Below are 17127 nucleotides of genomic sequence, written 5' to 3'. Positions count from 1 at the left end.
GATTGTCTCGCATGTGCCGGTGTGCTGCCGCACGCGGCCCCGGGGGGACGCGCGCCGGTCGATCAGGTCTCCGGCAGGTCCTCGGCGAGGGTCAGCCAGCTCTCCTCGATCCGCTCCCGTTCGGCGCGCAGATCCTTGAGCTGGGCGTCCAACTCGGCGACCCGGGTGTAGTCGGTGGCCGCCGCGGCGAGCTGGTCGAGCACCGTCGCCTCGCGCTGGTCGAGCTTGCCGAGCTGCCGCTCCAGCCGGACCAGCTCCTTGCGGGCCTGCCGGACCTCGGCGGCGGACATGCCACCGCCGGTCGGAGCGGTGGGCGCGCTGCCCTGGCTGGGGCCACCCCGGGTGGCGCCGGCCCGCTCCGCGGTCCGCGCCAGGTACTCGTCCACCCCGCCCGGCAGGTGCACCAACCGACCGTCGCCGAACATTCCGTACGCGGTGTCGGTGACCCGCTCGATCAGGTAACGGTCGTGGCTGGCCACGATGATCGTGCCCGGCCACGAGTCGAGCAGGTCCTCCAGCGCGGCGAGGGTGTCGGTGTCCAGGTCGTTCGTCGGCTCGTCGAAGAGCAGCACGTTGGGCTCGCCGGCGAGCAGCCGCAGCATCTGCAACCGGCGGCGTTCCCCGCCGGAGAGGTCACCGACCGGCGTCCAGAGTCGGCGGTCGTCGAAGCCGAACACCTCGGCGAGCTGCGCGGCGGACACCTCCCGGTCGCCGAGCTGGACCCGGCGGGCGACCTCCTCCACGGCTTCCAGCACCCGCAGGTGCCCGGGCAGCTCGGCCAACTCCTGGGAGAGGAACGCCGGCCGCACCGTCGACCCGGTGTGCAGGCGACCGCCGTCGGGGCGGGTGATGCCGGCGAGCATCCGCAGCAGCGTGGTCTTGCCGGCGCCGTTGGCGCCGAGAATGGCGATCCGGTCACCGGGGCCGACCAGCCACGTGAGGTCGCGCAGGATCTCCTTCGGCCCGGCGTGCAGCTCGACGTCCTCCAGCTCGTACACCTGCTTGCCCAGCCGGGAGACGGCCATGCGCTGCAACGACATGGTGTCGCGCGGCGGCGGCACGTCGGCGATCAGCGCGTTGGCGGCATCGATGCGGAACTGCGGCTTGGAGGTCCGGGCCGGCGGCCCCCGCCGCAGCCAGGCGATCTCCTTGCGGAGCAGGTTCTGCCGGCGGGCCTCGACGGCCGCGGCGACGCGCTCCCGCTCCGCGCGGGCCAGCGTCCAGGCGGCGAAGCCACCCTCGTAGGCACGGACGGTCTGGTCGGCGACCTCCCAGGTGGTGGTGCAGACCGCGTCCAGGAACCACCTGTCGTGGGTGACCACGACCAGGGCGCCCTTGCGGCCGACCAGGTGCCGGGCCAACCAGTCGACACCACCGACGTCCAGGTGGTTGGTGGGCTCGTCGAGGATGAGCAGGTCGGCGTCGCGGACGAGCAGCGCGGCGAGCGCCACCCGGCGTCGTTCGCCACCGGACATCGGGCCGACCGGCTGGTCGAGGCCGAGGTGCGGCATGCCCAGACCGTCGAGGATCGCCCGCACCCCTGCGTCGCCGGCCCACTCGTGCTCCGCGCCCATGCCCTCGGCGAGCCAGGCGGTGCCGAGCACCACGTCCCGCACCGTGGCGTCCGGGGCGAGGGTGAGCTGCTGCGGCAACCAGAGCACGCGCAGATCACGGCGGTGGGTCACCCGACCGTCGTCCGGCTCCTCCTGCTTGGTGAGCAGCCGCAGCAGGGTGGACTTGCCGGCGCCGTTCAGGCCGACCACGCCGATCCGGTCGGCGTCGTCCAGGCCGAGCGACACGTCGGTGAGCAGCCGTCCGGCGGCCCCGTAGCCCTTCGACACCCGGTCCAGATTGACGATGTTCGCCACGTTCCACCCTTCATGATCAAGGCGTCCCGGTGCCGGCGGGCACCACGGGACGCCTGACCCAAGGGTACGCGGACACCTCGGAAGCCCGCGCCGCGTGCCCACGGCCCCGCTGGCGACCGACGCGCCGGGTGGTCAGACGAGCCGGGCCCCGGCGACCGGACCGTGCGCGACCCGCGCCTCCCGGCACACGCCCGCGGCGCTCAGCTCGGCGGCGATCCGCTCCGCGTCGGCCGCGCTGGCGGCGAGGAAGACGCAGGTCGGGCCCGAGCCGGAGACGATGCCGGTGAGCGCCCCGGCCGCCTCCCCGGCCTTGAGCGTGTCGGCGAGCGCCGGACGCATGGTCAGCGCGGCATCGTGCAGGTCGTTGCCGAGCGTGCCGGCGAGCACCCGGGGGTCGCGCTGGCGCAGCGCGGCCAGCAGGGCGTCGGTGCTGCCCAACGGCTCGCTGGCGGCGCCCGAGTCGCGGAGCCGGTCCAGCTCCCGGTAGGCGGCCGGGGTGGAGAGGCCGCCGTCGGCGATCGCCACCACCCAGTGCCACGAGGTGGGCCGGGCCAGCACCGGGCTGACCGCCTCGCCCCGGCCGGTGCCCAGCGCGGTGCCGCCGTAGATCAGGAAGGGCACGTCGGAGCCCAGGTCGGCGGCGATCCCGGCCAGCTCGTCCCGGGAGAGCCCGGTGCCCCAGAGCGCGTCGAGGGCCACCAACGCGGCGGCCCCGTCGGCGCTGCCGCCGGCCAGCCCACCGGCGAGGGGGATCTGCTTGCGCAGGTGCAGTCGCGCGTGCGGCAGCACGCCCGCGTACCCGGCGAGGGCGTGTGCCGCACGGATCACCAGGTTGCTGTCGTCCAGCGCCAGCTCGCCGGTGCCCTCACCCTCCATGGTCAGGGCGAGGGTGTCACCCCGGCGGGCGGTCAGCTCGTCGTAGATCGAGATGGCGTGGTAGATCGTGTTCAGCTCGTGGTAGCCGTCGCGGCGCAGCGGACCCACCCCGAGGTGCAGGTTGACCTTCGCCGGCACCCGGACCCGCACCGGCCCGACGGCACCCCGTCGCTCGTCCTCGTCGTCCGGTCGCCAGGCCTCGGTCACGGGGTGATGTCCCGCACGCGCAGGCGGATGTCAAACGGCTTGGCCACGATCAGCTCCTCGGCAGAGTCAGCAGCCAGTTCGTACCGGCCGTCGACCAGGTCGTACGCGTACACGTGCACCGGATTCTGCTCGATCCGCCAGTAGTGCCGGATACCGGCGTCGGCGTAGTCCGCCGGCTTCTCCAACCGGTCCCGACGTCGGGTGCCGGGCGAGACGACCTCGACGGCGAGCACGACCTGCTCGGCCTCAAAATAGTGATGGTCGACCGCCACCGGACGCTTCAACAGGACCACGTCGGGTTCGAGGGTGTTCCGGTAGTTGATCGCCACCCCGACGGCGGTGGCGGGCGTCAGCTCGTCCGGCGCGTGCTGTCGCAGCCACATCCACAACAGGTTGCCGATGTTCTGATGGCCAAAGGTGGGCGAGGGGACCACGACGAGGACTCCGTCACGTAGCTCGACGCGGGGGGCGTCGTCCGGCAGGGCCAGCACGTCCTCGATGGTGTGGTTGGCCAGCCGCTGCCGGACGGGGTCCGGACTCCACATCCCGTGGGCGGCGGGCTCGATCGGCTGCGCGGTCATTCGTACACCTCCTCGGCGGGCACGGCGTCAGCCTACTTCGCGGCCGTCGTACCGACCGGGGCCGACGCGGCGATGGCGGCGAACTGCTCGACGGTCAGCGACTCCCCGCGGGCGCCGGGGTCCACACCGGCGGCGGTGAGCGCCTCGGCGGCCCGGTCCGCGCCACCGGCCCAGCCGGCCAGCGCGGCGCGCAACGTCTTGCGGCGCTGCGCGAACGCCGCGTCCACCACAGCGAAGACCCGTTCCCGGGACACGTCGCCGCGGGGTGGCTCCTGACAGGCGAAGGAGACCAGACCCGAGTCGACGTTGGGCACCGGCCAGAACACGTTCGGCGGCACCCGACCGGCGCTGCGGGCCTGGGCGTACCAGGCGAGCTTGACCGACGGGATGCCGTACACCTTGGAGCCGGGACCGGCGACGAGCCGGTCGGCGACCTCCTTCTGCACCATCACCAGGCCGTGGCGCAGGGTGGGCAGCACGGCGAGCAGGTGCAGCACCACCGGTACCGCCACGTTGTAGGGCAGGTTCGCCACCAGCGCCGTCGGTGGCGGATCGGCCAGTTCGGCGGCGTCGACACGCAGCGCGTCGGCCTGGTGCACGGTGAGCCGGGCCGCGTCGGCCCCGGCGTGCCGCGCGGCGGTCTCCGGCAGCGCCCCGGCGAGCACCGGATCGATCTCCACGGCGTGCACGTGCCCGGCGACCGGCAACAGCCCCACCGTCAACGAGCCGAGCCCCGGGCCCACCTCCAGCGCCACGTCGTCGGGGGTCAGGCCAGCGGCGGTGACGATCCGACGCACGGTGTTCGGGTCGTGCACGAAGTTCTGGCCCAGCTTCTTGGTGGGCGCGACGCCCAGCCGGGCGGCGAGTTCCCGGATCTCCGCCGGGCCGAGGAGACCGGTCATGCCCGCCAGCGTAGCGACGGGGTCGATGCCGACCGGCGGGCCGGGCTCACCACGGGCCGAAGACCCGGTCACCGGTGGCGGAAATGGCAGCGCACAGCTCGTCCAGGTCGCTGCCGGTGGTCGCGGCGAGCGCGCGGACGGTCAGCGGGATCAGGTACGAGGCGTTCGGCCGGCCGCGATGCGGCATCGGGGTGAGATACGGGGCGTCGGTCTCCACCAGCAGTTGGTCCACCGGGGTCAGCGCGGCGGCCTCGCGCAGCGCGGCGGCACTGCCGAAGGTGACGGTGCCGGCGAAGCTCAACAGGTAGCCCCGGCGAACACACTCCCGGGCGAAGTCGGCGTCGCCGGAGAAGCAGTGCAGCACCACCCGGTCGGGAGCGCCCTCGTCGTCGAGGATCCGCAGCACGTCGGCGTGCGCGTCCCGGTCGTGGATGACGAGCGTCTTGTCGTACCGCTTGGCGATGGCGATGTGCGCCCGGAAACTCTCCTCCTGCGCGGCACGCCCCTCGTCGCCGGTCCGGAAGAAGTCCATGCCGGTCTCGCCGATGCCCCGGACCCGGTCCCGGGCAGCGAGCGACTCGATCTCCCGCAGCGCCTCGTCCAGGTCGGCCAACCGGGGAGCCTCGTTCGGGTGCAGGGCCACTGTGGCCAGCACGGCCGGGTACTCGTCGGCGGTCTTCGCCCCCCACCGTGAGGAGGCGACGTCCACGCCCACCTGGACCAGCCGGTCCACGCCGACCCCGGTGGCCACCGCGATCGCCGTGGCGACCGGATCGTCGGCCGGCCCGCCGCCGGGCACGCCGGCCTCGCTGACGGTGATGTCCAGGTGCGTGTGGCTGTCCAGCACCGGGCGGGGCAGCGGCTCGGGGGCGGGCGGAAACTCTCCGGCCCGTCGCGCGGCCCGCTCGCGGCGGGACTCAGTGGGCTCGCTCATCAGCGACAGCATCACACACCGGGCCTGTCCATCTGCCCGCCACCCGACGTTCACCTCGACTACGCCGCGCGACTCTACCGTCGCCGGTGAGCGAGCCCGCTGCCGACGGAGGAGGTGACGGCGTGAGCGTCACCCCGGAGGTCGGCGGGACCGCCGACGAGCGGACCGGGCTGCGCGTGGCGTACGCCGGGGGCGTCTACCCGGCCGAGGAGATCGCCCGCGGGGCCGCGTACGAGTTGTTCAGCGCGGACGAGGTGGACGGTTTCGAGTGGGCGCCCCGCCCGGGCAGCGCCCTGCCGTGGCGTCGGTTCGTACACGTCACCGAGGTGACAGCGGTGCACGGGGCGACCGAACCAGCCGACGAGCCGGAGGCGCCGCTGCTGGTGCCGGCGCACCGCGAGCGCGGGTGGGCGCACCTGCACCAGCTCAGCCAGCAACCGGCCGCGGCGAACGACCCGACCCTGGCGATGGCGCGCGCGTCGGCGGTGGTCCGCAGGGGCACCCGGATGCTGAAGGTGCTCTCGGCCCAGCAGCTGTCCGGATACGTCCGGGGTTGGTTGCCGCACGGCTTCTGCTTCCGCGAACACGACGTGGCACACCTGCGTACGCCGGCGGCGACGACGGTGCTGCGGACCGACGGCGACGTGGGTCGGGAGGGCTCCGACGTGGCGTACGCGCTGCGCTGGCGCGCGTCCGACCCGGGTGACTACGACGTGCCGGCGGGCGCGGCGCACCGTGGCCTGACCGCTCTCGCGCCCCGGGACCGGCTCGGCGCGCCGGTGCTCGGCACGGGGTTCGTGCCCAGCAACGGTCAGCTCATCCCGGAGTTCGTCACCAGGGACTTCGCCGACCTGCCGATGCCGGCGAACGCCACACTGGTCGCCTACCCGGCCCAGGGCATCGAGGTGGTGCTCTACACCTACCAGGCCGAGCAGCGCGGGTGGCTGCGGATGGTGGGCCCGCAGTGGCGGCACCTGCTGGCCGGGGTGCCGGGCATCTCCCCGGACCAGGAGTACGTGCCGAACGCCGACGCGCCGCGCTCCACCCAACTGGTCGGCAGATACGGCGACGAGGAGTACGAGGCCGTGGCCGACCTGCCCGGCGGGTTCCGGGTGCTGGCGATGACCCGGGCGGCCCGCTACCCGGTGGACGCGGTGGCCCGGCGGCTCCGGTTCGCCCGGTGGCGGGGGGTGCCGTGCCTGGTGCTGCGGGAGGAGGCCGGTTGGCTGCGGATGCGACTGCGCCACCCGAACCCGGACAGCGTCACGGCGACCGGAGCGCAGTGCCAGGAGCGGGGCATCTACGAGTCCTGGGCGCCGGGCGCCGAGGTGACCGACGACCAGGTGATGGACACGCGGTACGCGATGTGACGGCGCGCGGCGGCCGGAGGCCCGGCCGCCGCGCTGGCTCTCGCGGACGGGGTCCGGGAGAGCGCCGTGCGGTCAGCCGGCCAGTCGGGCCAGTTCCTCGTCGACGATCGACGCGTCGAGCTTGCGGAACACCGGCTTGGGCGCGGACAGCGGGCGCCCCGTCTCGATCGGCACCGACTCCCACCGCGCGCCGACCGTGTAGTCGCCGGTCAGCACCGGGTACGCCGGGCCGCCGTCGAGGTCGTCGACCTGCTCGATGACCGGCATCGGCGCGTGCACGCCGGTGCCGCCCAGCAGCTCGTGCACCTGCTGCGCGGAGTGCGGCAGGAACGGGGTGAGCAGCGTGTTGGCGTCGCTGATCACTTGGAGGGCGACGTGCAGGATGGTGCCCATCCGGGGCTTGTCCGCCTCGGCCTTGAGCTTCCACGGCGCCTGCTCGGACAGGTATCTGTTGGCCTCGGCGACCACCCTCATCGCCTCGCCGATGGCCTGCTTCTGCCGGTGCCGGCCGATCAGGTCGCCGACCGTGCCGAAGCCGGCCCGGGCCACCGCCAGCAGGGCCTCGTCGGCCTCGGTGAGCCCGGCCGGGTCGACCGGTGGGATGGCCCCGAAGTTCTTCGCCGCCATCGAGACGGACCTGTTGACCAGGTTGCCCCAGCCGGCGACCAGCTCGTCGTTGTTACGGCGGAGGAACTCGGCCCAGGTGAAGTCGGTGTCGGTGCTCTCCGGGCCGGCGGCGGCGATGAAGTAGCGCAACGCGTCGGCGTCGTAGCGCTCCAGGAAGTCCCGGACGTAGATGACCACCTTGCGGGACGAGGAGAACTTGCGCCCCTCCATGGTCAGGTACTCACTGGAGACCACCTCGGTGGGCAGGTTGAGTCGGCCCAGCTCGCCCGGCTCGCCGTCGCGGGAGCCCTCGCCGGAGTATCCGGAGAGCAGCGCCGGCCAGATCACCGAGTGGAAGACGATGTTGTCCTTACCCATGAAGTAGTAGGACTGGGCGTCCTTGCCCTGACCGTCGGCGGACCACCACCTGCGCCAGGCCTCCGGGTCGCCGGAGCGGCGGGCCCACTCGATCGAGGCGGACAGGTAGCCGACCACCGCGTCGAACCAGACGTAGATCCGCTTGTCCGGCCGGTCGCGCCAGCCCTCCAGCGGGATCGGCACGCCCCACTCCAGGTCGCGGGTGATCGCCCGGGGCTGGAGGTCGTCGAGCAGGTTGCGGGAGAACCGCAGCACGTTGGGCCGCCACCCCTCCCGGGTGTCCAGCCACTGCCGCAGCACGTCGGCCAGGGCGGGCAGGTCCAGGAAGAAGTGTTCGGTCTCGACGAACTTCGGCGTCTCCCCGTTGATCCGCGACTTCGGGTTGATCAGGTCGATCGGGTCGAGCTGGTTGCCGCAGTTGTCGCACTGGTCACCACGGGCGCTCTCGTAGCCGCAGATCGGGCAGGTGCCCTCGATGTAGCGGTCCGGGAGGGTGCGGCCGGTGGACGGGGAGATCGCGCCCATGGTGGTCTTCGACACGATGTAGCCGTTGCGGTGCATCCCCTCGAACAACTCCTGCACCACCGTGTAGTGGTTGCGGGTGGTGGTGCGGGTGAACAGGTCGTACGACAGACCGAGGCCGTGCAGGTCCTCGACGATCACCCTGTTGTACCGGTCGGCCAGCTCGCGCGGGGTCACCCCCTCGGCGTCGGCCTGCACCTGGATCGGGGTGCCGTGCTCGTCGGTGCCGGAGACCATGAGCACGTCGTGGCCGGCCATCCGCATGTACCGGGCGAAGACGTCGGAGGGAACGCCGAAACCGGAGACGTGGCCGATGTGGCGGGGGCCGTTGGCGTACGGCCAGGCCACCGCCGCGAGAACGTGACTCATGAGCAGCAAGCCTAGTGACCCGCCCGGGGCGTCGGCGAACCAATAGGGGGTGCCGGACCGGCGGACCGGCCCGCCGATCCCGCCCGATGGTCCGATTTGTCGCCGACACGCGGCCCACCTGCCCGTTCCGGCCCCCGGGCCGGTGTGCAATGAACCTCGTGACGGGCAGACCAGCGGCGCGGGACCAGGACGACCGCCCCACCGGGCCGGCGATCGACGACGATCCCGGGCCCGACGTCGCCGCGCCCCGGGTCACCGGGGTCGCCCCACAACCCCGGCCGGTGCCCGGCGACGACCCGAGCGACCAACGCCCCACACCGGCCGGGAGGTCCGCCACGCCGGCCCGGCCCACGCCGGTCGCCCCGACACCCACCCCGGCCCGACCGACCCCGACGGCGCCGGTACCCAGCCCGACCCGGCCGGGTACGTCGAGCCCACCGGCCGGCACGGCGACTGCCGGGGTGGAGCCGACCGGGGCGGCCGTCGAGGTGGAGCCGACCACCGGAGCGCCGGTCGACGCGGTGCCCCGCCGGGTGCCCGTACGCCAGCAGAAGCGCCGACCGGAGCCGCACCGGCCGGACGGCGACCCGCAGGACGACGACGGCGTGGTCTTCTGGGCGCCGATCGAGCAGGTCCACTGGGACGGCACCCCGGTGCGTACGGAGACCGCGCCGAGGCGGGAGCGCCGCTTCCGCCTGCCGTGGCGCGGGGCGCGCTCCCGGCCGACCCCACCGCCGGACCCGCTGCCCGGCCTCGCCGCGCTGGTGGGGTTGACCCTGGCCACCGCCTTCTTCGCCTGGGTCAGCGCCGGCCCGTTCTGGCTGGCGGTCGGGCACGCCCGAGCGGGCGCTGTGGTGCTCGACGACTGCACCAGCGACGGGCTGACCCAGCGGTGCCGGGGGACCTTCCTGGCGGACGACGGCCGGTTCGTCGCGCACGGCGTGCGGGTCACCGGCGTGCCCGCCGGAGCGGACGTGGCCGGCACGTCGCTGCCGGCCGGGATGATCGGCGCGGACAGCGGCACCGCGTACGCCGACGTCGGCGTGAGCCGGCATCTGCGCTGGCTGCCCGGCCTGCTGGTGGTGCTCGGCTGCACCGCCGGCATCGTCCGGTGCACCGGGTCGGCAAGGCTGCCCGGTCGCCGGCACCGCCGCTGGGCGGTGGTCGCCGCCGTCAGCGGACCGGTGTTGATCACCGTCGGCTTTCTGATCGCCGCCTGGTGATCCCGCCCCGACCTGGCCGGGCAGCTCCGGTCAGCTGTGCACGATCGTGTAGACGTCCCGGCGACGCAGCGCGTACTCGGTGGCGACGTCGGTGATGGCGTCGCGGCGGGAGCGGCCGGCGGCCTCCCGCTCGGCCACTGCCGCGCGCAGGGTGTCGTCGTCGGGGCGTTCGGCGGCGGTCGCCGGGGCGCCGGCCACCACCAGTGTGATCTCGCCGCGCGGCTCGCCCTCGACGGCCCACCGGGCCAGCTCGCCGAGCGGGCGGCGGACCACCTCCTCGTAGGTTTTGGTGAGTTCGCGGCAGAGGGCGGCCGGCCGGTCCGCGCCGAACGCGTCGGCCAGGTCGGTGAGCGTCGCCCCGATCCGGTGCGGCGCCTCGAAGAAGACGAGGGTGCGCTCCTCGGCGGCGAGCGCCCGCAGCCGCGACCGACGGCCGCCGGGGGTACGGGGCAGGAAGCCCTCGAAGCAGAACCGGTCACAGGGCAGCCCGGAGACCGCCAGCGCGGTGGTGACCGCGCTCGGCCCGGGGGCGACGGTGACCGGCGCCCCGACGTCCAACGCGGCGCGGACGAGCCGGTAGCCGGGGTCGGAGACGCTGGGCATTCCGCCGTCGGTGACGAGCGCCACCACGTACCCGCCGAGGATGACCTCGACCAGCTCGGGGGTGCGGCGCTCCTCGTTGCCCTCGAAGTAGGAGACGATCCGGCCGCCGACGGTGATGTCGAGATCGCGGGCCAGCCGGGTGAGCCGGCGGGTGTCCTCGGCCGCGACCACGTCCGCGTTGGTCAAGACCTCGCGGAACCGGGCCGAGGCGTCGGCGGGGTTGCCGAGCGGGGCACCGAGCAGGATCAGGCGCCCAGCTTCGGACATTTCACCCACGGATTCGTCTCCCTCGTTGATTGCGAATACCGGTATCAGGGACGACAGACGCCGTCGACCATCCTGGCAGCCTACGATCGCCGGGTGACGAGTGCGTCGACAGCGCAGAGCCCGAGCGCCGATCCTGCCAAGACGGTCGCGGTGACCGCCGGGAGCAGCCCTGGTCCGGAGGTGCCGGAGGCGCCGCGCGCCGACGGCGGCGGCGGCCTGAGCGCCGCGGTCCGGCGACGGTTCGCCACCGTCGACACCCAGGCCGACCGCTACTCCTGGCTGGCCACGGCGGTCGTGGTGGCCATCGCGGCGATCCTGCGCTTCGTCGGGCTGTCCGACCTGAAGGGCAAGATCTTCGACGAGACGTACTACGCCAAGGACGCCTACGGGCTGATCAGCCGAGGCGTGGAGTGGAACTACAAGGACAACGTCCCGTCGTACGTGGTGCACCCGCCGTTGGGCAAGTGGCTGATCGGCATCGGCGAGTGGGCCTTCGGCTACCAGGACGCGGATTCCAAGGTCTCGGTCCCCGGGCACCTGATGACCACCGCGCCGGAGTTCGGCTGGCGTTTCTCGGCGGCGGTGATCGGCACGCTGTCGGTGCTGCTGCTGGTCCGCATCGGCCGGCGGATGTTCCGCTCGACGGTGCTGGGCTGCGCGGCCGGCCTGCTGCTCGCCCTGGACGGCTTCCACCTGGTGCTGTCCCGCGCCGCGCTGCTCGACATCTTCCTGCTCTTCTTCGTGCTGGCCGCGTTCGGCGCGCTGGTGCTCGACCGGGACGCCCGCCGTCGCCGGTGGGCGCGGGCGCTGGACGACGGGCTCGACCCGAGCCGGCCCGGCCGCGCCGGCCGACCGCCGACCGGTTGGCGCACCTGGCCCTGGTGGCGGTTGGCGGCCGGTGTGCTGATCGGCTGCGCCTGCGCGGTGAAGTGGAGCGCCCTCTACTTCGTGCCCGTGTTCGCGCTGCTGGTGATCCTCTGGGAGGTCGGCGTACGCCGCTCGGCCGGGGTCCGCCGCCCCTGGCGGGACACCGTTGTCGACGAGCTGCCCTGGCTGGTGCTCGCCGGCGTGCTCATGGTGGGCACCTACCTCGCCACCTGGTCGGGCTGGCTGATCACCGACGACGGCTACTACCGGCTCGCGTCGGCCTACCCGGGCGCCCCGCTCAGCGACCGGCCGGTGATCGGCCCGCTGATCAACCTGGTGGAGTACCACCGGGCGGCGTACGGCTTCCACGCCCAGCTCGACGACGCGCACAAGTACCAGTCGTGGCCGTGGCAATGGCTGCTGCTGGGTCGACCGGTGGCGTTCCACTACGCCAGCGACGGCGCGTGCGGCGCGCCGACCTGCGCCTCCGAGGTCCTGCTGCTGGGCACCCCGCTGCTCTGGTGGTCGTTCCTGCCCGCCCTGGCGGCGCTGGTCTGGCTGGGCGTGGCCCGCCGGGACTGGCGGGCCGGTGCGATCCTGCTCGCCGTGGCCGCCGGGCTGCTGCCGTGGTTCTGGTTCGCGTTGGACGGCCGCACGATGTTCTCGTTCTACGCCGCTCCGGTGGTGCCGTTCCTGGTGCTGGCCGTGGTGTACGTGCTGGGGGCGCTGATCGCGCCGGACGGCGGGGACGTGGGCGAGGTGACCCGGCTGGTGCCGGGCGACCCGAGCTACGAACGTCGACTCGTCGGCAGCATCGCGGCGGGGGCGTACGTGCTGCTGGTCGGGCTCTGCTTCGCGTACTTCTACCCGATCTTCGTCGGCAAGGTCATCCCGTACTCGGACTGGCTGTCCCGGATGTGGCTCGACGGTCGGTGGATATAGGGCGACGCACCGCCACGAAAGGGGGCCCGGACGCTTCGAAGCGTGCGGGCCCCCTTTCAGACATAGACGCGCGCCCCGATCGCCTGCCACGGGGGAAGCGGGCGATTGGGGCGCGCATGAAGAGCTTAACCACCGTGCACCACCGGCACAACGGGTCGACTTGGGTCAGATTTCCGACGGATGGTGGCCGGGCCAGCAACTTGCCTTTTGCAGTTGACCCTCGGTGACCCGGCATGGACCCAGCGCGCGGAACCGGCGGGCCAGCGGCGGTCACCGACCCGCCGGGAGGGCCTGAGCCGACCGCCACCACCCACGTGATCATCCAAAGTGGATCTCACTACACTGCGGGCCGTGATCAACTACAGACGATCGACGGCCGTCCTCGTCGGACTGCTGGCGACCACCGCGCTGGCCGGGCCCGCTCCGGCACGCGCCGACGAGGAGCCGGCGCCGGAACCGCCCCGGGTCGAGCTGGTACTCGACGTCAGCGGGTCGATGCGCGCCGCCGACATCGACGGACGTAGCCGGATCTCGGTCGCCCAGCAGGCGTTCAACGAGGTCGTGGACGCGCTGCCCGCGGAGACCCAGCTCGGCATCCGGGTGCTCGGCGCCACCTACCGGGGCAAGGACAAGAAGGTCGGCTGCCAGGACACCCAGCAGATCGTGCCGGTCGGTCCGGTGGACCGGTCCGCGGCCAAGGCCGCGGTGGCGACGTTGCGACCAACCGGGTTCACGCCTGTCGGCCTGGCGCTGCGCGCCGCCGCGCAGGACCTGGGCACCGGAGCGACAACCCGCCGGATCGTGCTGATCACGGACGGCGAGGACACCTGCGCCCCGCCGGACCCGTGCGAGGTGGCCCGTGAACTGGCCGCCCAGGGCACCAGCCTGGTCGTCGACACCCTCGGGCTGGCCCCGGACGAGAAGGTCCGCCGGCAACTGCTCTGCATCGCCGGCGCGACCGGCGGCACCTACACCGCCGCGCAGAGCGCCGAGGAGCTGACCGGCCGGATCAAACAGCTCGTCGAGCGGGCCGGCGACACCCACACCCGGGCGCCCACCGTCGTCGGCGGCGCGAACGCCTGCGACTCCGCGCCGCTGCTCGCCCCCGGTGTGTACGCCGACCGCGAGGCGTTCTCCGAGCACCGCTACTACCGTGTGCCGATCCGCCCCGGGCAGGAGCTGCGGGCGTCGGTCAGCATGGCGTTGGACCGGCCGGTGAGCCGGGACTACGGGGTGCTGCTGCGGGCCACCGCGGCGGACGGTCGGGAACTCGTCCGTGGCGCGGACGCCGGCAGCGGACGGGCCGACGTGCTCTCCGCCGGGCTGCGCTGGTCGGCCAGCGCCGACGACGAGGACGCCGAGCAGACCGACGAGAGTCCCGCGCCGGTCGTCGAGCCGACCACCGTCTGCCTGGTGGTGAGCAACTCGTTCGCCCCGCGTACCGGCACCGCGGCGACTCCGGGCATGCCGGTCGAGCTGACCATCGACGTGGTCGCCGCCGCCCCCGCGCCGGACGGCCCGGACCTCGGTCGCGGGTGGGTGCTGCTCGCCCTGCTCACCATCGCCGGGCTGCTCACCGGCCTGCTCGCCGGCCTGCTCACCCGCTGGTGGGTCGCCACCTGGAGGGAGAACTGATGCGTACCCCACTGGTCCGGTCCCTGACGGCGCTGCTCGCCGTCGGCGGGAGCGTGGCGCTCCCGGCGACCCTCGCCGCCCCAGCGGCCACTGCGGCCCTCGCCGCCCCGACCGCCACTGCGGCCCTCGCCGCCCCGACGCCCTCCCCGGGGGCCACGCCGGTGACCCGCGCCGGTACGTCGTTCCTCACCGCCACCCCGATCACCCCCGGACAGCCGGTACGGGTGGACGCCTCGATCGGCGACCACCTGTACTGGTCGTTCCCGGCCAAGGCCGGCCAGGTGCACGAGATCGCCGCCACCATCACCTTCCCCAAGGGGCGCAGTGGCGCGTCGACCTGGACCGTCGACGTCTTCGACGGGCTGCGCCGACGCCAGGCGTGCACGGCCGGGGCGCAGACCCCGACGGTGGACGCGAAGGCGTCGACGGTGGCGCTGGGCTGCACGCTGCGCGAGGTCCGGCCGTGGGCCGAGCCGTGGTCGGCCGATCCGCTGCCCGGCTCGTACGTGATCCGACTCTCCGTGACCGACCTGCCGGAGCCGGACCTCGGCGCGCCGATCGACGTGGACCTGCTGGTCGGCACCATCGCCGACCGGGGCGCATCGGCCGACGACGGCGAGCTGGCCGCCCCGCTGGTGGCGAACACCAGGGCGGGCACCGTGCTCGACGCCGTACCCCCGGTGGACCCGGAGGCCGACGACGACGGCGACGCGCTGACGGGCTGGCTGCCGGATCTGGGCTCGCGCTGGGTCTGGACCGCCATCGGCGGCGTGCTCGCCGCGGTGGCCGGCGTGTTCGGCTTCGGGCTGACCCGGCGGCCCCGGCGGCGCTGAACGCCCGCCGGACGCTGACCCCGTCGACCGGCACCGGCGCGTTGGTGGCCCCGCCCTCCGGGTGGGGCCACCAACCGTTCAGGCGCGCCGGGAGCCGCGGGGCAACCAGCCGATGAAGCGGTTCTGGAGCGACATCACCGGTGCGGCACGCAGATCCTCGGTGGCGGCCGCCAGGCAGGAGCCCAGGTAGACGCTGAGCATCGCCCGGTCACCGCCATACTCCGCCAGCAGCCGGGTGCGCTTCGTCGCGCACGGCCACTCGTCACCGCAGGAGCCACAGCTCCAGCAGGGGGTCTTCGGGGCGTGGTCGTCAGCCAGCACGCCCGACCGTTCCGCACCATCGGTCATCGCACGTCCTTCCAGATAGTCCTCGGGACTGCCGACTGCCGTGCCGGCCAGTGTTGATGGTGGTCCCCCCGGAGCCATCAGGGAGAGCGCTACGCGTCCCTCCGGTGTTACATCTTTGCGGTACTTTCACCGGTCGTGAGAGTCGGAAAGTTGACGGTTGACCGCATGCGCCATTCCTACCGGCCGGTAGCTCGACACGATGCGTGACCTGCTGCCGCCGACGGTCGCGGTGGCCGTCGCCGGGCCGGCCGACTGGACCGGCGAGTTGCTCCCCGCTGAGCAGGCATGTCTCGGCGAGCGGGCCGCGCAGACCCGTCGGCGGGACTTCACCGCGGGCCGGGCCTGCGCCCGCCGGGCGCTGACCGACCTCGGCCTGCCGCCGACCGCCGTGCCGGCCGCCGCCGACCGCGCGCCGGTCTGGCCGGCCGGCGTGGTCGGTGCGATCACCCACACCACCGGCTACTGCGCCGCCGCCGCGGCGCACACCACCCACATCCGGTCCGTCGGGATGGACGCCGAGCAGCACCGCGAGATCAATCCGGGGGTACGCCGACTCGTGCTGCTGCCCGAGGAGGAGGCCGACTGCGCACGGCTACCGGGCGGGGTCCACTGGCCGATCGTCGTGTTCAGTGCGAAGGAAACCGTCTACAAGGTGTGGTACCCGCTCGTCGAGAGCTGGCTGGGCTTTCACGACGCCCTCCTGCGACTCGACCCGGACAGCGGCACGTTCACCGCTTCGATCGCACCGGCCCGGGTGGACGCCGCGGTGATCGAGGACCCACCGGCGTCGATCACCGGCCGGTTCGTGGTCACCGACGGGCTGGTCCGCACCGCGGCGGCGCTGACGCCTCGGTGACCTGTCCCCCGCATCCGCGTCGATGGTGGGCGCCCACGGGCGCGGCGAACGGCCGGTCCGCCACCCACGGTAACGTCGACTGGTTCCCGCACCGCACGTATTGAGGCGTCAAGGAGTACGGTGACCCACCCCCAGCCCTCCGCCGGGCCGCAGGACCTCCAGCAACCGTCGACCGGTCCACTCACGACGACACCGCACCCGCCGTTCTCGGGCGCGGCGTACGCGACAGCGGAGGGGTTCCCGGACACCGGCGGCGGCGATCGGGTGCCCGGTTCCGTGGGCCGTCCGATCAGCGCACCGCAGCCGGCGGAGGCCAGCAACGCCAGGCGGACGGTGGCGGTCGCGGTCAGCGCGGCCGTCCTCACCCTGCTCGCCAGCGCCGGCGCCATCGTGGCGGTCGTGCTGAGCGCGCACCCGGCCCCGACCACTGTCAGCGAGGCGCTGCCCGACCCCGACCCGACCCTGGCCGTCGGGCCGGCCCGGTCCAACACCCGCCCGTCGACGCCACCACCGGCCAGCCACGACGGCCGTGACCTGTCGCCCGGCGACACCCTCGTCGTGAACGGCGACGAGGGCACCATCGAGATCACCGTGACGAAGTTCCGCAGCGCCACCAAACCCTGCAGGTCCTCCGGCGACAAGCCCGACGAGGGCGTGTACCTGATCGCCGACGTCACGGTGGAGGTCACCAAGGGGACCGCCCCGGCGACCCCGACCGCGTTCCAGTGGGTCGCCACCGACGGCACCAGGACCAGGGCCACCGGCGCGGCCTCCTCCGGCTGCGGCAAGCCGATGCCCGCCACCAAGAGCCTGACCGCCGGCGCCCGGCGCACCGGCAGCGTGGTCTTCGACGTGCCCGACACGGCCGGCGCGCTGGAGTACCGGCACCGGTCCACGACCGCCGGCTCCTGGAAGCCGTGACGTCCCCGGGGTCGGGTGG

At 73.6% G+C, this 17127-nt stretch carries 15 protein-coding genes; 7 read left to right on the top strand and 8 right to left on the bottom strand.

Features of this window, described 5'->3' with window-relative positions; all coding sequences use genetic code 11:
- Positions 1–62 precede the first annotated feature (62 nt).
- From O7634_RS13605 to O7634_RS13585, 5 genes are all read right to left on the bottom strand, one after another.
- Positions 63–1868, bottom strand: coding sequence for an ABC-F family ATP-binding cassette domain-containing protein (locus O7634_RS13605; RefSeq protein WP_278150491.1), 1806 nt, complete (start codon positions 1866–1868; stop codon positions 63–65).
- Between the two features lie 132 nt (positions 1869–2000).
- A complete protein-coding gene (locus tag O7634_RS13600) occupies positions 2001–2951 on the bottom strand; it encodes a 4-(cytidine 5'-diphospho)-2-C-methyl-D-erythritol kinase (RefSeq protein WP_278150490.1) in 951 nt (316 codons plus the stop codon).
- Positions 2948–3532, bottom strand: a complete 585-nt coding sequence (locus O7634_RS13595) for a Uma2 family endonuclease (protein ID WP_278150489.1) — start codon at positions 3530–3532, stop codon at positions 2948–2950. The genes O7634_RS13600 and O7634_RS13595 overlap by 4 nt, the downstream gene beginning before the upstream one ends.
- Positions 3533–3564: 32 nt before the next feature.
- A complete protein-coding gene (rsmA, locus tag O7634_RS13590; RefSeq protein ID WP_278150488.1) occupies positions 3565–4434 on the bottom strand; it encodes a 16S rRNA (adenine(1518)-N(6)/adenine(1519)-N(6))-dimethyltransferase RsmA in 870 nt (289 codons plus the stop codon).
- A gap of 46 nt (positions 4435–4480) precedes the next feature.
- Positions 4481–5380: a TatD family hydrolase gene (locus O7634_RS13585; RefSeq protein WP_278150487.1), complete on the bottom strand. Its 900-nt coding sequence runs from the start codon at positions 5378–5380 to the stop codon at positions 4481–4483.
- Positions 5381–5490: 110 nt separating this feature from the next.
- Here O7634_RS13585 and O7634_RS13580 point away from each other — a divergent pair, with 110 nt between their 5' ends.
- The gene (locus O7634_RS13580; RefSeq protein WP_278150486.1) at positions 5491–6738 is read left to right on the top strand and encodes a hypothetical protein; all 1248 of its coding nucleotides are present in this window, start codon (positions 5491–5493) and stop codon (positions 6736–6738) included.
- A gap of 72 nt (positions 6739–6810) precedes the next feature.
- Here O7634_RS13580 and metG read toward each other — a convergent pair whose 3' ends face one another.
- The gene (metG, locus tag O7634_RS13575; protein WP_278150485.1) at positions 6811–8613 is read right to left on the bottom strand and encodes a methionine--tRNA ligase; all 1803 of its coding nucleotides are present in this window, start codon (positions 8611–8613) and stop codon (positions 6811–6813) included.
- 158 nt (positions 8614–8771) lie between these two features.
- Here metG and O7634_RS13570 point away from each other — a divergent pair, with 158 nt between their 5' ends.
- A complete protein-coding gene (locus O7634_RS13570; protein ID WP_278150484.1) occupies positions 8772–9836 on the top strand; it encodes a hypothetical protein in 1065 nt (354 codons plus the stop codon).
- A gap of 30 nt (positions 9837–9866) precedes the next feature.
- Here the strand turns inward: O7634_RS13570 and rsmI are convergent, their stop codons facing one another.
- Positions 9867–10715, bottom strand: a complete 849-nt coding sequence (gene rsmI / locus O7634_RS13565; protein ID WP_278150483.1) for a 16S rRNA (cytidine(1402)-2'-O)-methyltransferase — start codon at positions 10713–10715, stop codon at positions 9867–9869.
- 171 nt (positions 10716–10886) lie between these two features.
- Between rsmI and O7634_RS13560 the strand changes: the two genes are divergently transcribed.
- The 3 genes from O7634_RS13560 to O7634_RS13550 all read left to right on the top strand — a co-directional run bounded on the left by O7634_RS13560 (position 10887) and on the right by O7634_RS13550 (position 14983).
- Positions 10887–12515, top strand: a complete 1629-nt coding sequence (locus O7634_RS13560) for a phospholipid carrier-dependent glycosyltransferase (protein ID WP_278153959.1) — start codon at positions 10887–10889, stop codon at positions 12513–12515.
- A 351-nt stretch (positions 12516–12866) separates the two neighbouring features.
- Positions 12867–14150 carry a VWA domain-containing protein gene (locus O7634_RS13555; protein ID WP_278150482.1) on the top strand — a complete coding sequence of 428 codons (1284 nt, stop codon included), beginning with the start codon at positions 12867–12869 and terminating at the stop codon, positions 14148–14150.
- Positions 14150–14983 carry a peptidase gene (locus O7634_RS13550; RefSeq protein WP_278150481.1) on the top strand — a complete coding sequence of 278 codons (834 nt, stop codon included), beginning with the start codon at positions 14150–14152 and terminating at the stop codon, positions 14981–14983. Before O7634_RS13555 ends, O7634_RS13550 begins: the two co-directional genes overlap by 1 nt.
- Before the next feature lie 78 nt (positions 14984–15061).
- On the opposite strand, the gene O7634_RS13545 is transcribed toward O7634_RS13550, so the two are convergent.
- Positions 15062–15331, bottom strand: coding sequence for a hypothetical protein (locus tag O7634_RS13545; protein ID WP_278150480.1), 270 nt, complete (start codon positions 15329–15331; stop codon positions 15062–15064).
- A 199-nt stretch (positions 15332–15530) separates the two neighbouring features.
- Here O7634_RS13545 and O7634_RS13540 point away from each other — a divergent pair, with 199 nt between their 5' ends.
- Both O7634_RS13540 and O7634_RS13535 read left to right on the top strand, forming a co-directional pair.
- Positions 15531–16187 (top strand): 4'-phosphopantetheinyl transferase superfamily protein, encoded by a 657-nt coding sequence (locus tag O7634_RS13540; protein WP_278150479.1) that lies wholly within the window; start codon positions 15531–15533, stop codon positions 16185–16187.
- Positions 16188–16307: 120 nt separating this feature from the next.
- Entirely contained in the window at positions 16308–17108 is an 801-nt protein-coding gene (locus O7634_RS13535) for a DUF4352 domain-containing protein (protein WP_278150478.1), read from the top strand.
- The last annotated feature ends 19 nt before the right edge of the window (positions 17109–17127 follow it).

Source organism: Micromonospora sp. WMMD1120, from assembly GCF_029626235.1.
Lineage (GTDB): Bacteria > Actinomycetota > Actinomycetes > Mycobacteriales > Micromonosporaceae > Micromonospora.
This window is presented reverse-complemented; position numbering and strand designations above follow the sequence as displayed.

Coding starts and splice junctions, on each gene's coding strand:
- O7634_RS13585 (WP_278150487.1), bottom strand. CDS start 5,380: ATGCTGTCGCTGATGAGCGAGCCCACTGAGTCCCGCCGCGAGCGGGCC.
- metG (WP_278150485.1), bottom strand. CDS start 8,613: ATGAGTCACGTTCTCGCGGCGGTGGCCTGGCCGTACGCCAACGGCCCC.
- O7634_RS13595 (WP_278150489.1), bottom strand. CDS start 3,532: ATGACCGCGCAGCCGATCGAGCCCGCCGCCCACGGGATGTGGAGTCCG.
- O7634_RS13550 (WP_278150481.1), top strand. CDS start 14,150: ATGCGTACCCCACTGGTCCGGTCCCTGACGGCGCTGCTCGCCGTCGGC.
- O7634_RS13545 (WP_278150480.1), bottom strand. CDS start 15,331: ATGACCGATGGTGCGGAACGGTCGGGCGTGCTGGCTGACGACCACGCC.
- O7634_RS13540 (WP_278150479.1), top strand. CDS start 15,531: ATGCGTGACCTGCTGCCGCCGACGGTCGCGGTGGCCGTCGCCGGGCCG.
- rsmA (WP_278150488.1), bottom strand. CDS start 4,434: ATGACCGGTCTCCTCGGCCCGGCGGAGATCCGGGAACTCGCCGCCCGG.